General features: G+C 62.3%; 12 protein-coding genes and 3 pseudogenes. 2 read left to right on the top strand and 13 right to left on the bottom strand.

Annotation, left to right across the window (positions count from 1 at the left end):
- Positions 1–45: 45 nt before the first annotated feature.
- The 4 genes from OKW38_RS35010 to gltS all read right to left on the bottom strand — a co-directional run bounded on the left by OKW38_RS35010 (position 46) and on the right by gltS (position 3850).
- The gene (locus tag OKW38_RS35010) at positions 46–1050 is read right to left on the bottom strand and encodes an AraC family transcriptional regulator (protein ID WP_090809441.1); all 1005 of its coding nucleotides are present in this window, start codon (positions 1048–1050) and stop codon (positions 46–48) included.
- A 122-nt stretch (positions 1051–1172) separates the two neighbouring features.
- Complete coding sequence (locus OKW38_RS35005) at positions 1173–1634, bottom strand: hypothetical protein (RefSeq protein WP_090809439.1); 462 nt, start codon at positions 1632–1634, stop codon at positions 1173–1175.
- Between the two features lie 110 nt (positions 1635–1744).
- Positions 1745–2605 (bottom strand): class I SAM-dependent methyltransferase, encoded by an 861-nt coding sequence (locus OKW38_RS35000; RefSeq protein ID WP_429365179.1) that lies wholly within the window; start codon positions 2603–2605, stop codon positions 1745–1747.
- A gap of 42 nt (positions 2606–2647) precedes the next feature.
- On the bottom strand, positions 2648–3850 hold the full coding sequence (gltS, locus tag OKW38_RS34995; RefSeq protein ID WP_429365178.1) for a sodium/glutamate symporter: 1203 nt from the start codon (positions 3848–3850) through the stop codon (positions 2648–2650).
- A gap of 342 nt (positions 3851–4192) precedes the next feature.
- On the opposite strand from gltS, the gene OKW38_RS34990 reads away from it, so the two are divergent.
- Positions 4193–4345: a hypothetical protein gene (locus OKW38_RS34990; RefSeq protein ID WP_167368756.1), complete on the top strand. Its 153-nt coding sequence runs from the start codon at positions 4193–4195 to the stop codon at positions 4343–4345.
- A gap of 75 nt (positions 4346–4420) precedes the next feature.
- On the opposite strand, the gene OKW38_RS34985 is transcribed toward OKW38_RS34990, so the two are convergent.
- From OKW38_RS34985 to OKW38_RS34970, 4 genes and pseudogenes are all read right to left on the bottom strand, one after another.
- Positions 4421–6952, bottom strand: a complete 2532-nt coding sequence (locus OKW38_RS34985) for a glucose/quinate/shikimate family membrane-bound PQQ-dependent dehydrogenase (protein WP_429365177.1) — start codon at positions 6950–6952, stop codon at positions 4421–4423.
- Between the two features lie 266 nt (positions 6953–7218).
- Positions 7219–7454, bottom strand: a pseudogene (locus tag OKW38_RS34980) (acetyl-CoA C-acyltransferase); the annotation flags it as partial.
- Positions 7415–7618, bottom strand: a complete 204-nt coding sequence (locus tag OKW38_RS34975; RefSeq protein WP_429365592.1) for a hypothetical protein — start codon at positions 7616–7618, stop codon at positions 7415–7417. The pseudogene OKW38_RS34980 and the gene OKW38_RS34975, both read right to left, overlap by 40 nt.
- A gap of 45 nt (positions 7619–7663) precedes the next feature.
- The gene (locus OKW38_RS34970; protein ID WP_429365176.1) at positions 7664–8611 is read right to left on the bottom strand and encodes a GlxA family transcriptional regulator; all 948 of its coding nucleotides are present in this window, start codon (positions 8609–8611) and stop codon (positions 7664–7666) included.
- 208 nt (positions 8612–8819) lie between these two features.
- On the opposite strand from OKW38_RS34970, the pseudogene OKW38_RS34965 reads away from it, so the two are divergent.
- Positions 8820–10088, top strand: a pseudogene (locus OKW38_RS34965) (epoxide hydrolase family protein); the annotation flags it as partial.
- A gap of 8 nt (positions 10089–10096) precedes the next feature.
- On the opposite strand, the pseudogene OKW38_RS34960 reads toward OKW38_RS34965, so the two are convergent.
- The 5 genes and pseudogenes from OKW38_RS34960 to OKW38_RS34940 all read right to left on the bottom strand — a co-directional run.
- A pseudogene (locus tag OKW38_RS34960) lies at positions 10097–10393 on the bottom strand (IS5/IS1182 family transposase); the annotation flags it as partial.
- Between the two features lie 168 nt (positions 10394–10561).
- Positions 10562–11245 carry a sensor histidine kinase gene (locus OKW38_RS34955; protein ID WP_429365175.1) on the bottom strand — a complete coding sequence of 228 codons (684 nt, stop codon included), beginning with the start codon at positions 11243–11245 and terminating at the stop codon, positions 10562–10564.
- Entirely contained in the window at positions 11214–12476 is a 1263-nt protein-coding gene (locus tag OKW38_RS34950) for a PAS domain S-box protein (RefSeq protein WP_429365174.1), read from the bottom strand. The genes OKW38_RS34955 and OKW38_RS34950 overlap by 32 nt, the downstream gene beginning before the upstream one ends.
- Complete coding sequence (locus OKW38_RS34945; protein ID WP_429334198.1) at positions 12476–12931, bottom strand: response regulator; 456 nt, start codon at positions 12929–12931, stop codon at positions 12476–12478. Before OKW38_RS34945 ends, OKW38_RS34950 begins: the two co-directional genes overlap by 1 nt.
- Positions 12919–14106 carry an ATP-binding protein gene (locus OKW38_RS34940; RefSeq protein WP_429365173.1) on the bottom strand — a complete coding sequence of 396 codons (1188 nt, stop codon included), beginning with the start codon at positions 14104–14106 and terminating at the stop codon, positions 12919–12921. Before OKW38_RS34940 ends, OKW38_RS34945 begins: the two co-directional genes overlap by 13 nt.
- Positions 14107–14298 lie beyond the last annotated feature (192 nt).

Genomic DNA, 14298 nt, shown 5'->3' with positions numbered 1-14298 from the left:
GGGAACTGCGTCGGCGGGTGTTGCCGACGCATCGATATGACGCGATCAGCCACCCCGGCGATAGGCCGCCGGGGTGCTGCCGGTCCAGTGACGGAACGCTCTGTGGAATGCAGTGGGGTCGCCGAAGCCGACGTCGCCCGCGATGATGGCGATGGGCTCGCGCGTGCCCGTCAGGCGCTGGATCGCGATGTCGCGGCGCAATTCGTCCTTGAGCATCTGGAACGCCGTGCCTTCGGCGGCAAGATGACGGCACAGCGTTCTGACCGAGCAGTGCAGGCCTTCCGCCGCCTCTTCGATGGACGGGACGTCGGGCAGCCGGGACGCGAGATGTTCCCGCACGCGATGACTGAACAGTTGCTCGTTGAACGAAACGAAGATCCAGTCTTCCGGCGCGCGAGCGAGAAACCTGCGCAGGTTCGCCTTGCGCTGACGCACTGGCAGGTCGAAATAGCTGCTGCTGAACTGCATCGAGGTCTGATTGCAGTCGAACTTCGCCGGTCCGGGAAACAGATAAAGATACTCGAGCGCGTGAGCGGGACGGGGAAAGGCGAACTGCACCTGCAACAACGCAATCCGTTGACCGATCAGCCAGGACGCGATCCCATGCGCGAGCTTCAGCATCAGCTCCTGGCCCAGCATGCCGGGTTGCGCTCCCGTGCTTCCCGGACGCAGCGCCAGGCTCGCGACGAGGTCGCCGCGGCGCGACTCGAAGCGGAAGTCGTCCAGCACGAGATGGAAGAACTGGCCGAACCGGTGCATCGCGGATTCGAGATTCGGCGCATCCAGCAGGCTCAGGCAGAGAAACTTGAGCGCGCCGCTGCGCAGCGGGCGCGAGAAAACGCCGGGCATCTCATCGTCGAGTTCGATCGCGAGCGAGCGGTAGAGCGTGGAGAACTGTTCCTCGGTGACGCGCGCTCCAGGCTGGTCCAGAAGCGCGCGCGGAATGTTCGCGCCCGACAGATGCCGGTCGACGATATCCGGCCGCGTCCCGACGCTGCCGAGGAACCCGTTGACGAGCGAGATCGGTACGGTTGCGCCAGGAGCTTGCATGAGAAGGTTCCGCGAGGCGAAGACGCATCAGCATAGCGCCTCCCGCCGCATCGTGGCGAGGGTTCGGCGAATCGCTACGCGAGTGCCGCGTTCGGGGCCCGGTGGTTCCGGTAGCTTGCCGCCTATTGCGCCGATGCGTGCGAGCGCAGATATGGCACGTAACCGTTCTGAATCTTCAGGATCTTCTCGGCGCACGCGTCATAGTCGTCGCCCTTCGCGCTGTCGGGCCCATACATGCCGCGGCACTGCGCGAACAGCGACAGCGTCGCGCCGCCCGTGCTCTTGTTCGCGCGGGTCGCTGAGAAAGCGGCTTTGCCCGAATCGTCGGGCACGTCGGTATCGATCGCGACCGCGTCCGCGCGGATCACGCGCGTGTCGGAATGCTGCTCGATATAGCGTTTCGTCGCCGCCCACGCGGCATCGCAATTCGCCGGTGTGCAGTCGATCACCGCGTCGCGTTGCGCGGCGCGAAGGTTCGGCTCGCTATGAAGGATCTCCTGCTGGGCACGTTGCGCCTGCTTTTCCGGGGACGAGCAGGCGGCGAGTGCACATGCGACGAGTGCGAAGGCAGCGATCTTTTTCATGAGTAGACTTCGGAGGCCATGGTCGAGCGCGATTATAGCGGTGCGGGGAAAGCGATTGCGTATTCACGACTCACATGCTGGGTTGGTAACTTCGGTTGGCGTCATCGCCCTTAGGTGTTCGCCACCAGCAACTCCTCCGCATTGCCCGGCGGTCGCAGCCCATCCGTCCGAGCCGCGAAGTAGCGCTGCGTCAGATCGGCCGCGGACACGTGCCGCGCGTCGTCAAAGCCCGCTTCGCGCGCCATGGCGATCATCTGCTGCGGCATGAAGAAGCTGATGAACGGTGTACCGCTCGCACGCGCGCCCTTCTCTGCCATTTCGAGTCCGGGGCGCACGTCCGGGTCCGCCATCTCCAGCGGCAACAGGAACGTCATCGCGAACGTCGAGCCGCGCGCCAGCCCGGCCACTTCGCGCAGCGTCGCCGCATTCGCCTCTTTCGTCAGATACATGCTGACGCCGGTCGACACGACGACGGCCGGCCTGGTTTCGTCGAAGCCTTCGGCGACGAGACGCTGCCGCCAGCTATCGCCCGCTTCGAAGTCGACCGGCACGAAACGCAGCCAGTCCGGCAGGCCGAAACCAAGCTCGCCGAGCCGCTGACGCTTCCACGTTTGCGGTCCCGGCGGGTCGACCTCGAACACGGTGAGCCGCGACGCAATGTCGGGCCGGCGTTGCGCGAAGCTGTCGAGACCGGCGCCCAGAATCACGTATTGATCCACCCCGCGCCCGGTCTGCTCGACGACCAGATCCTCGATAAAGCGTGCGCGCGCGACGATCGACGCGCGAAACGGCCGCGTGAACCGCGGATCCATATCGCCACGGCTGCGCCAGTCTTCGGCGGGTGCCAGCAACTGCAAGCCGACTTCGTCTTCGAGCACGTGCGGCGGCGCGTCGGCCTGCACGTGCAGCGCACGCCATAACGCGACGCGCGCGGCGGTGCTGTCGGGTGCGATGTGTCGTGGATCGCTCATGGTATTTGCCCGCTTGGGTTGATGTGCCAATGCCACCGCTGCTCAATGGAACAACGGCAGCGCGAGAAACAGTTTGATGACGATCGCGTTGACGATGTCCATGAAAAACGCGCCCGTCAAGGGCACAATCAGGAACGCGAGATGAGAATGGCCGAAGCGGTTCGTGATCGCCTGCATGTTCGCGATCGCGGTCGGCGTGGCGCCAAGTCCGAGGCCGCATTGCGCCGCGCACAAAACGACCGCGTCGTAGTCGCGGCCCATCGCGGGGAACGTGATGAATACCGCGTAGAGCGCCATCAGCAGCGTCTGTGCCGCGAGGATCGAGATGATCGGCACCGCGAGCGCGGCAAGCCCCCAGAGGTCGAGCCGCATCAGCGCCATCGCGAGAAAGAGCGCGAGCGCGACGTTGCCGACAAGCGCGACCGCGTGCTGGTCGATCCGCACACGCAGGAGCGCGAGCACGTTGCTCAGGATCACGCCGATGAACAGCGTGCAGACGAACGTCGGCAATTCGAACGCGGTGTCCGCGATCCAGTCGGCAAACATTTCGCCGCCCGCGAGGCAGATCGAGATCAGCGCGAGCGTCGTGATGATCGCGGCGGGCGTGGTGGCCTGCTGCGCCTTCGGTTCTTCGAAGACCAGCGTTTCGTCCTTTAGCTGTTTGACGCGCAGCAACTCGTCGGCGCTGATCCGCCGCATCAGCAGCCGTGCGATCGGACCGCCGAGCACGCCGCCCATCACGAGGCCAAACGTCGCGCAGCCGATCGCGATCTCGGTCGCCGACTCCAGTCCGTGACGCTCGGCAAAGATCTGGCTCCACGCGGCGCCAGTACCGTGGCCGCCCGACAACGTGACCGAGCCGCCGAGAATCCCAAGCAGCGGATCGACGCCGAGGGCGAACGCAAGCAGCAAGCCGACCACGTTCTGCAGGATCAGCAGCCCGCAGACCAGCGCGAGAAAGCGGATCAACACCGGGCCGCCCGCCTTCAAACTCGATAGATGCGCATTCAGACCGATCGTCGAGAAGAACGCGAGCATCAGCGGCGCCTGCATCGTCGAATCGAACCTGACCTGCACGTGGGTGGTGAGGCGCGTGATCAGCACGCAGATCGCGACGATGAGCCCACCTGCCACCGGCGCCGGAATCGAATAGGTCCTTAGCACGCCGATCCACTGCACGAGCTTTTCGCCGAGCAGCAGCACGAGCGACGTCGCAACCAGCGTGGCATATACGCCAATAGTCATGAATGGCCTCCGAGCGGGAGCGTGACAACGTTTTCTGTTTTCCCGGCGCGACGCCGCGGCGCATCGGAATGCGGCAAGGCTTTGTCGTCATCCGGAGCGCGCGCGAACCTGCGACATCTTAGCCAATCCGTCCAGGCAAAGTATGATTTTCCTTGGGTTTTATCCGGCAAGGTCGGAGCCCATATTGGGTTTCTCAGTACACGGAGTGACCGACAGATTCTCGCACTGACGTGAATTCAAAGTAGCGGGAATAGCAGATGCGTAGCTCTGCAGGATAGCCCGACGAGCGCTGTCTGCTTGCGTCGCAAGTAGTGATCGGATGCCACCCAACCAGGAGATGTCATGAAACCAATCCTCTACCGCCGGCTTCTCGCGAGCGCGATCACGATCGCTATCGCCGCGATATGCGCGAGCTGCAAGCCCGCCGATAAGGCGGGTGGAACAGCCAACGCGGATTCGGCGGCGAGCAGTTCGCCGTCCGCCGCAAGTCAGTGACAAACAGATGACTGCATTGCCGTGCGTGGACGTGGCAGTCCTGTCCACGCACGTCCACCCTGCTTCACCGCTTCGCTATTGCGGCAACGCATAGGCAATCACGTAGTCGCCGAGCTTCGTACCGAATGAGCCGTGACCGCCTGCCGCAATCACCACGAACTGACGTCCGTTGACCGAATAGCTCATCGGCGTTGCCTGCCCGCCGGCGGGCAGACGCGCCTGCCAGAGCTGCCTGCCGTTATTCACGTCGAAGCCGCGAATGTAGTTGTCGGCCGTCGCGCCGATGAACGCCACCCCGCCCGCCGTGATGATCGGGCCGCCGAGCATCGGCATCCCCATCTTGAACGGCAACGGAAGCGGTGAGCTGTCCCGCACCGTTCCGATCCGCTTCTTCCATACGATCTGGTTGGTCTTCAGATCGATCGCCGAAATGAAGCCCCAGGCAGGTTGCTTGCAAGGAAGACCGACCGGCGACATGAACGCATTCAGTGTCACGCCGAACGGAACGCCGTATTGCGGCTGAATTCCGGTCTCCGTCCCCGAACCTTTCGCGCCCGGTATCGGCTGAATCGGATTGCCCGGGCCACGCGGAATCAGCCGCGAAACGAACGGCAGCGCAATCGGATTGGCGACCGCAATCTGGCGATCTGTGTCGACCGCCATGCCGCCCCACTCGAACATGCCGAGATTGCCCGGAAAGACCAGCGTTCCTTGCTCTGATGGAGGTGTGAAGGTGCCTTCATAGCGCAGCTTGTGGAACATGATCCGGCATACCAGCTGGTCGTACATCGTGGCGCCCCACATGTCGGCATCGGTGAGATCCTTCGATGGCCGGAAGGTCAGTCCGGAGAACGGCTGGGTAGGCGAAACATGGTCGCCGGGCGCCGCACCCTGCGGCACCGGACGCTCCGGCGCCGGCACCACCAGCACGCCCGTGCGCCGGTCGAGCACGAACAGGTTGCCGGTTTTGGCCGGCGCATACACGACAGGCACGGTATTGCCCTTGACGTCGGTAATGTCCGCGAGCGTGGGCTGCGATGGCAGATCCATGTCCCACAGGTCGTGGTGGACCGTCTGATAGAACCACGCGAGCTTGCCCGTCGACGCGTGCAGCGCGAGCAGGCCGCTCGCGAAACGCTCCTGCTCTGCCGTCCGGTTGCCGCCCCAGATGTCCGGCGTGGTCACGCCCATCGGCAGATAGACGATGTCCAGCTTGGGATCGTATGCAGCGGGCGCCCACGAGTTCGGGGACGTGAGCGTGTAGTGACCGCCGGCCGGAGGATTCTGATTCGGGTCCTTCGCGCCCGAGTCGAACGCCCACAGCAGTTCGCCGGAACGCACATCGAAGCCGCGGATCACGCCCGACGGCTCGCGCGTCGAATAGTTGTCCTCGACCGCGCCCGCGACGACGATCACGTCGTTCGTGATGACCGGCGGTGAGGTCGGCTCATACATGCCGGGGGTCGTCACCGGCTGGTTGTGCTGGAGATCGAGATCGCCGCCGTTGGCAAAGGTTTTGCACAGCGCCCCTGTCTCCGCGTCGAGCGCATACAGGTGGCCATCGTTGACGGGCAGATAGATGCGGCGCATGCAGGCCCCCGCGGTCGCGGCAGTCGCAGCGGGCGCAGACGCTGGTTGCTGCTGAGCGGGCGCCGCGGCCGACGCTGCCTGCTGATCCGGCGCAGCGGCCGATGCTGCCTGCTGCTCCGGCGCCGCGGTCGATGCTGCCTGCTGATCCGGCGCAGCGGCCGATGCGCCCGAGGGCTGATCAGACGTCGGCGCGGGACCGGCCGCGGAAAGATCGACGTAAGCCACACCACGGCAGGTCACGTGCTGGAACGACGGATCGGCCTTCAGTTGCGGATCGAATTTCCATTTCAACTTGCCGGTCCGCGCATCCAACGCCCATAGGATCTGATGCGGCGAGCATAGAAACAAGGTCTCGCCGATCTTGATCGGCGTGACTTCGTCCGTAATCTCGACGGGGTCGTTGGGGCCTTTGCTATCCCCGGTCCGGAAGATCCACGCGACCTGTAAGTCCTTGACGTTTGCAGGCGTGATTTGAGTCAGCGGGGAATAGCGGGTACCGGCCTGGGTGCGCGCGTAGGCCGGCCAGTCGGCGGCGCTATCACCGGTCTCTGCGGGGGCCGCCGATGCCGCACTGAAGCTCCCGTTGACCGTTTGCGGGTCGTTGAAGTTCGCGTAGACGAGCACGCCCGCCCAGACAGCCAATGCAACGACGAGCGAACCCATGCCGAGCCCGCGTGCGCCCTCCATCCGCCAGCTCACGAGCAGCAGTAGCCACACGCCGAAAATGACCAGCACCCCGGAGCGCGGAGCCAATGCCCAGAAGTCCGTGCCGGACTCCCACAGTGCCCAGACCGCGGTCGCAATCATCACGAGCGCATAGAGAACGAGCGCAGCGGGCTTGCGCCGGTAAAGCAACCACGTCACTACTGCGAGCAGCAGGCCCGTGATCAGGTAGTACCACGACCCGCCTACGGCAATCAGCCATGCTCCGCCGATCACGAGGTAAAGCGAAGTGAGCGCGAGAAACACAAGTGTGATTGCACCGATGACGACTGACCAACCGGGCTGTCTCGACATGATGATCTTCCACCCTAATCAAGAACGACGTGCGCGCGCAGACTGCAAAAGATGGGCCTGGTCTGTCCTGTTGTTCGATGCAGGCGCCTGACTTCTCGCGGGTTATCGCGCGTGCAGCGATGAGATCGAACCTGCCGCGGACATGCAACCGATACCTCGCTATCTGACCTGTTGGCCCAGGTGGTCGAGAGCGTAGCGTCGGCAATGCTCAAGATATGCCGCTTCGTTGGCGACGGTCAATTGAATCATGCTGCGCCACAGCGATGATCGGTGAGCTTCCAGCCCGCTCGCTCCAACGCGATATGCACGGCCGGCACGGGACCGAGACCGAACATGCCGCATTGCCCGCCGTGATCGTGCCATCGGGACGGAACGCGGGACGCAGCTTTGCCAGCGTTTCCACGGTCGTTTCCGGACGCGGCTGCTCGTCGCGCGTGAACTGGATGCTGCCCTTGCGCCCTTCTATTTCGACGGCGACGAGTTCGGCATCGAATGCGCCGCGTTGCGCCAGGCGATCGCCATGGCCCTGAGGCGCGAGAAGATCGCCGTTTCGACCGCGCATCCGTTCGCCGCGTCGGCGCGCCTACCGCACGCGATCCGGCTCGCGCTCGGCTCGGTCAGCTTGACGACGCCCAAGCAGTCGCTGCAAACGGTCGCGCGGGTCATTGCCGACCAGACCTACCGATCGAAGACTGCGCTGGGCCGCCCCCATCATCCCGGCGCGGCCCAGCGCGCATTGCGACGTATCGCCTGTGGCGGTTGTCCAAACGCTCGAGTGAACGCATCGCGCATGCGGCGCGGGTCGGAAAATCCGGTCTGCTGGGCGATCTGTTCGACCGTATGGCGGCTCCTTTCCAGCATGAGTCGCGCGGCTTCGAGACGCAGTCTCTCGACGGCCTTGGCGGGAGATTGCCCCGTCTCCGCCCGGAACGCGCGGCTGAACTGACGCGGGCTGAGCCGCGCCACTTCGGCCAGTTGTTCCACCAGCAGCGGTTGCGCGAGATTCTTCCGCGCGTACGTCAGCGCGGACTGAATGCGATCCGATTTCGCATCGAGTTCCAGCAACGCCGAATGCTGGGACTGACCACCGGCGCGTCGATGAGAAACGACGAGCGTTTGCGCGACCGATCTCGCAACGTCCACCCCCAGATCGGCCTCGACCGGCGCCAACGCGAGATCGATTCCCGCCGTCATGCCCGCCGACGTCCAAATCGAACCGTCGACCGCGTAAATCCGGTCTTCCTCCACACGGATGCGCGGAAAATGCTTCCGCAGCGCGGACGCATAGACCCAGTGCGTGGTGGCGCGCTTGCCGTCGAGAAGGCCCGCTTCGGCCAGCACGAAGGCGCCCGTGCAAATAGCGGCGACGCGCCGGGCCGTCGCCGCGCTGTGACGTGCGTAGGCGAGCAGCCCATGGGACGGCCGCGCCGCGCCCGGATCGCCGCCCGTGAAAAGGACCGTGTCGAACGCTCGCTCTTCGAAGGGTTCGGTCATCACCGTGGGACCACCGATCGGTCTGACCGGCGCGCCATGTTCCGACAGCGTGAGTACTTCGTAGAACGATTCACCGAATTTCTGATTGGCAAACGAAAACACCGGCTGCGCGGCGAGCGACATGGCGTGAAACCCATCAAACACGACGAACGCGACTGACGGCACGGCGATTCCTTTGAGTGGTGTCCTGAAACGGTAGTTTCTACGTCCTTTGCGATCTCGGCGGCCGCCCATATAAATGCGCTATGGATGCGCGGATTTGATTGAACGCGAATAAGCGGCCCTCGACGATCCTTCCGCACCAGCGGTCGACCGACTCTTTCAGTTCCCATTCTAGTCACCGTTTCTTTATCGCAGGTCAGGAGAACTCCTCATGAAAGTCCTCAAATCCCTACTCGTCACCGCGCTGATGGCGGCGCCCGCCATCGCGAACTTGCCGGCGACCGCGCTTGCGGCCGAAGCGGCCGCGACGTCTGCCGCGTCGACGGACGACACGGCGATCCGACCGTTCACGGCGCACTTTTCCGACGCGCAGCTAGCCGACCTGAAGAAACGCATCGCGCAGACGCGCTGGCCGCAACCGGAGACGGTGTCGGATCGGTCGCAAGGCGCGCAGCTCGCGAAGCTGCAGGCGCTCGTGCAGTATTGGGGCACCGGCTACGATTGGCGCAACGCTGAAGCGAAGCTCAACGCGCTGCCGCAGTACGTGACCACGATCGACGGCGTCGATATTCACTTCATCTGGGTACGCTCGAAAAATGCCGGTGCGTTGCCGCTCATCATGACGCATGGCTGGCCCGGCTCGGTCTTCGAAGAGCTCAAGGTGATCGGACCGTTGACTGACCCGGTAGCGTACGGAGGACGGGCGGAGGATTCGTTCGATCTGGTTCTGCCATCGATGCCCGGATATGGGTTTTCGGGCAAGCCGGCAACGGCCGACTGGACGCCTGATCACATCGCGCGAGCGTGGGAAGAACTGATGCGGCGGTTGGGCTATCAGCACTACGTCGCGCAGGGCGGAGACTGGGGCTCGGTGATCGCCGACAAGATGGCCGCGCAAAAGCCGCCGGGCTTGCTCGGCATTCATGTCAACATGCCAGCGACTGTCCCGCCCGAAATCGCAAAACGGCTGAAGGCAGGCGATCCGCCGCCGCGCGGACTTTCCGACAAGGAGAAAATCGCCTACCAGTCGCTGAACAATCTGTACACGCGCGGCGGCGGCTATGCTGCGATGATGGTCACACGTCCGCAGACGATCGGCTATGCGCTCGCGGACTCTCCGGTCGGGCAGGCTGCGTGGATGTACGACAAATTCGCGGACTGGACCTACAGCGGCGGCGATCCTGAACGGTCATTGAGCAAAGACGAGATGCTCGACGACATCACGTTGTACTGGCTGACCAATACCTCCACGTCGGCGGCGCAGCTGTACTGGACCAACAACGCGAACAACTTCAATAGCGTGAACATCTCGATCCCAGCCGCCGTGACGGTGTTTCCCGGCGAGATCTATCAGGCGCCCCGCAGTTGGACCGAGCGCAGCTATCACCACCTCATCTACTTCAACGAAGTGAACAAGGGCGGCCACTTCGCGGCATGGGAACAACCGCAACTTTTCTCGGAAGAAATTCGCCCCCGCTTCGCTGCGGATCGCATCGGCGGGCTATCGGGTAATCGTTCCGCACTTGCGCGGTTATGGCACTCACAGGCGAAGTCGGCCAGATTGAATCAGTGCTGCACGAAGTGGATCCGCAGCATGCGCTAAAGATCAATAGGCGGGCGGCCATTGCCGCGCTTCGGATAATGCGGCTCGATCACGGCGCACAGTTGCGCCCATGGCACGATCGCGTTCATCGTGTCGAGAAACTCGTCGCGCCGCGTGCGTTTGCGGTGCGTCTCGAAACCCGTTCCCTGATCGGCTGCCATCGCCAGCGTCTGCTGCTTCATCCTGTTTCGCCTTCCTCGTTCGATCCGATCTCTGACGCCTGACGTACCGGTTCGGTGGACTTAATTAGCGTTGCCCTGGACGGGTCTGGCTTGGGTAGTCCCACATAGCATCTCTGCCTTGGCCAACGGACGGACAGCAGCGCGAGGAAGTGCTCGTGCTGCTCGCAGTTACGATGAAGCGTCTGGATGGGCGGGCACCGTGAATTGAAAGATCGCGCCGCGCGGCACGTTCGCGCTTGCCCACAATCGGCCGCCGTGTGCCTCGACGATCGAACGGCAGATCGGCAGCCCCATCCCCAAACCGGTCGGCTTGGTGGTGTAGAAAGGAGCGAAAAGGCGCTCGGCACTGTCCGCGGCAAAGCCAGGCCCCGAATCGAGCACCGTCACGAGTACACAGCCCGAGTCGGCTCTTGCCGTGCTGATGAGCAATTCCCGCACGCGATCGCTGACACCGCTCATAACCTCCATCGCGTTGATGAGCAAATTAAGGAGGACTTGTTGCAACTGGACCCGATCTCCTTCAATTAGCGGTAATCGGTCCGCGAGATGCGTCTGCACCAAGGCGCCGTGCTTCCACGCTTCGCCACGGGTGAGCTCAATCACCTCGCGGATTGCCTTGTTGATGTCCACCGGTTCCTTCCGTGGCGGCGTCTTCCTGATCAGTTCATGGATGCGGCCGATTACGTCCCCCGCTCGGTTACCGTCGTTGACGATCCGGCCGAGCGCCTGCCGGGCCTTCTCGACTTCAGGAGGCTGGCCGGCGAGCCATCGCAGCGCCGCCTGGGCGTTGGTGACCGTCGCGGCGATCGGCTGGTTGACTTCATGAGCGATCGAGGCCGTGAGTTGGCCCATGGTCGCGACGCGGTTCGCGTGCGCCAGCCTCCCTTTGCACCTCCCGGTAACGCAGCTCGCTCTCGTGGGCTTCGGTTTCGGCACGCTTGCGCTCGGTCAGATCCACGACGAATGCCACACCTTCCGTCCCGCTTGCGTCAAACGTGGCCAAACCGACCATAACGGGCACACGGCTACCGTCTCTCCTGATGTACTCCTTCTCGTAAGGCTGGGCGCGCCCCGTCTGCCCGGCCTCCACCAGGGCCCGTTCGCTGCGCGGGAGCCATTCCTGCGGCGTCAGATCCCTCCAGCCTACGCGACCTGAGCCTATATCTTCACGCTCGTATCCCACGATGCGCAGAAATGCGTCATTGGCCTCGAGAATCTCACCATCGAAATTCCAGACAATGATCCCGATGATGTTGGCATCCACGAGGCGCCGGATCTTCGACTCGCGTTCGAGCAGTGTTTGTTCGGTGCGTTTGCGCTCGGTGATATCCATTACCGCGCCCACGAAACGGTAGCGATCCGGATCAGAGCCGCTCACGCCATGCGCCACAGCTCGAACATACTTGATAGAAGCATCAGCCATCAGCAGACGATGCTCGACCGTAAATGCCTTCCTTTCGCTTGCGGCGCGGTCAATGATTTGCTGCACACGGACACGATCGTCCGGATGCGTCCGCTCGATGATGGCCTGCACGGTGGGCTTGATGGCAGCGTCGAGCTCGAATATTCGATAAGTCTCATCTGACCAATAGATGTCGCCGCTCGATGGGTTCCAGCCAAAACTCCCTGTGTGGCTCAGTCGTTGGGCTTCCGCCAGATACATCTCGCTCCGGTGTAGCGCCTGCTCGACGTTCTTGCGTTCGGCTCGCTCACTTGCTTCGCGCAGCGCGCGCCGCACTGCGGGCACCAGCCTCGACAGCCGCGTCTTCAGAACGAAATCGGTAGCGCCACTCTTTAGCGCCTCTACCGCCAGTTCTTCGCCAAGCGTGCCGGAAACCAGGATAAAGGGCACCTCGGGACGTTCGCGCAGAGTGACCTCCAATGCCGAGAGGCCGTCGAACGCCGGAAGTTTGTAATCCGCGAGAATCAGGTCGATTCCAACGGTTTTCAACGCAGCCTCGAAGTCCGCACGCGATTGCACGCGAACGATTTCGCAGCAGAGATGATCGGCTTGAAGGAACTCTTGAATGAGTTCGGCGTCATTCGCGTTATCTTCCAGCAACACAATGCGAAGCCCCGACATTATTGCCCCTTCCTCATGCTGCCTGGCGGCGGCTCATTGATGACTGCCCAGAATACGCCTAGCTCCTTGATGGCATTTATAAATTCATGAAAGTCGACCGGCTTTACTACGTACGCGTTTACCCCGAGTTTATAGCTTCGCATCATATCTTTCTCTTCGTGCGACGACGTGAGCACCACCACGGGAATGAGCTTCAAACGTTCGTCCGACTTCACTGTGTCCAGGACTTCCAAGCCATCGACCTTGGGGAGTTTCAGATCCAGTAACATGACTGAAGGGTTCTCGTCGTAGCGATCGACAAATTCCTCCCTGCAATAGAGGTAATCCAAGGCTTGCTGTCCGTCTCTGGCAACCACTACCTCGTTTGCCAAGTTACAGTCTGACAGCGCGGCCAGAGTGAGTTCGACGTCTCTCGGGTCATCCTCGACGAGCAGAATGCGTCCTAGTTGGTCCATGGTGTCCTCGCAGTCTTTGCCGTTGCACCGCGTGCCTTAGGCACTGAGAAATAGAACGTAGCGCCCTGATCCACCCTCCCCTCTGCACGGACCTTGCCTCCGTGGCGGACGATGATGCGTTGAACGATAGCTAGTCCGATGCCAGTACCTTCAAACTGCTCCGGGAGATGCAGACGTTGAAAAACGCCGAACAGTTTATGCGCATACCGCATGTCAAAGCCTGCACCATTATCTTTCACAAACACCTCCACCACGTCTTTATTCGGGTCCACGCAACCAATCTCGATTTCGGCCCGCGTTCGCATGCGTGTGAATTTGACCGCATTGGCGACGAGATTGGCGATAACCAGTCGGAGCATGGGACGATCCCCGTAGCAGACCGGAAGAGGGTTGATTGTCCATACAATGTCTCGCCCGCTCGTTTCTTGCCCGATCTCCGCAACGACCTCCTTGACGAGCTGATCGAGGCTCACCGCCGTCTTTGTGGTCTCCACCTGTCCGACCCTGGAAAAGGCCAGCAAATCGTCGATCAGGTTACTCATTCTTTTTGCCGCGTCGACAATCGTTTGTATGTAGCGACGACTTTTATCATCGAGCGAAGAGGCCGCCTGTTTTTGTAGTAGCTCGGAGTATCCGATCACATGGCGAAGTGGCGCGCGTAGATCGTGCGAGACGGAATAGGCGAAGGATTGCAGTTCCTTGTTACTCGTTTCAAGCTGCTCAGCCCGCGCGGTCACTTCCTGATTGAGCCTGTGAATCTCGCTTTCTTTATGCTGACTCTGTTGCAATTCGGCCTGAAGGCGATCGCTGGTGTGACGAAGCTCAGTTTCGATTCGCCGTCGCGCAGCGACGAAACCGGCAAAGATCAAGCCCCATGCCGTGAAAACTAAAAACCGCGGAAAATCTTTGGTTTGAAGACCGATGGTGTACAGCGGCGCAGAAAGAAAATAATCGTAGGATGCCACCGATAGCACGACTGCCAGCACGGAAGGTCCTACCCCTCCGTACCAGCAAGCAACCCCGATGGCGAAGTTAAAAGGGGACCCGTAGATGTCGTGGATCCCGAAAAACCGGAACACGAGCGCCAGCCCAAGTGCAGCCCCAACGCAGACGACGGATAAGCCGTAGCGCAGAATCGGTGAGCGACTTTGCAAGTCCAGGTGCAAGTGCGCCAAGCTTCGCCTCATTGCCAAAGGTGCGGATCCCCTGAACTAAAAATTATAGTCGTCCCAGTTCCGATCGTTGAGCAGGTGGGGACGCCCCAACGCGGATGCGTTGGCGAGCCGGCTCATGCTTGTGCCCGTTGTCCGCCTCGATCATCGCGATGGTGCGGGCGTGGTCCACCAACGATTCGTCTGCCAAATAGA

Source organism: Paraburkholderia sp. MM5496-R1 (assembly GCF_050436205.1).
In the GTDB taxonomy this organism is placed as follows: Bacteria; Pseudomonadota; Gammaproteobacteria; order Burkholderiales; family Burkholderiaceae; genus Paraburkholderia; species Paraburkholderia tuberum.
Note: the sequence above shows the minus strand (reverse complement) of the source record. Positions and strands in the feature narration are given on the sequence as shown.

Bases quoted from the DNA above. Each gene is read 5' to 3' on its own strand.
- OKW38_RS35005 (WP_090809439.1), bottom strand. From the start codon at position 1,634: ATGAAAAAGATCGCTGCCTTCGCACTCGTCGCATGTGCACTCGCCGCC.
- OKW38_RS34955 (WP_429365175.1), bottom strand. From the start codon at position 11,245: ATGGGCCAACTCACGGCCTCGATCGCTCATGAAGTCAACCAGCCGATC.
- OKW38_RS35010 (WP_090809441.1), bottom strand. From the start codon at position 1,050: ATGCAAGCTCCTGGCGCAACCGTACCGATCTCGCTCGTCAACGGGTTC.
- OKW38_RS34990 (WP_167368756.1), top strand. From the start codon at position 4,193: ATGAAACCAATCCTCTACCGCCGGCTTCTCGCGAGCGCGATCACGATC.
- OKW38_RS35000 (WP_429365179.1), bottom strand. From the start codon at position 2,605: ATGAGCGATCCACGACACATCGCACCCGACAGCACCGCCGCGCGCGTC.
- gltS (WP_429365178.1), bottom strand. From the start codon at position 3,850: ATGACTATTGGCGTATATGCCACGCTGGTTGCGACGTCGCTCGTGCTG.
- OKW38_RS34945 (WP_429334198.1), bottom strand. From the start codon at position 12,931: ATGGACCAACTAGGACGCATTCTGCTCGTCGAGGATGACCCGAGAGAC.
- OKW38_RS34985 (WP_429365177.1), bottom strand. From the start codon at position 6,952: ATGTCGAGACAGCCCGGTTGGTCAGTCGTCATCGGTGCAATCACACTT.
- OKW38_RS34975 (WP_429365592.1), bottom strand. From the start codon at position 7,618: ATGACCCGCGCGACCGTTTGCAGCGACTGCTTGGGCGTCGTCAAGCTG.
- OKW38_RS34950 (WP_429365174.1), bottom strand. From the start codon at position 12,476: ATGTCGGGGCTTCGCATTGTGTTGCTGGAAGATAACGCGAATGACGCC.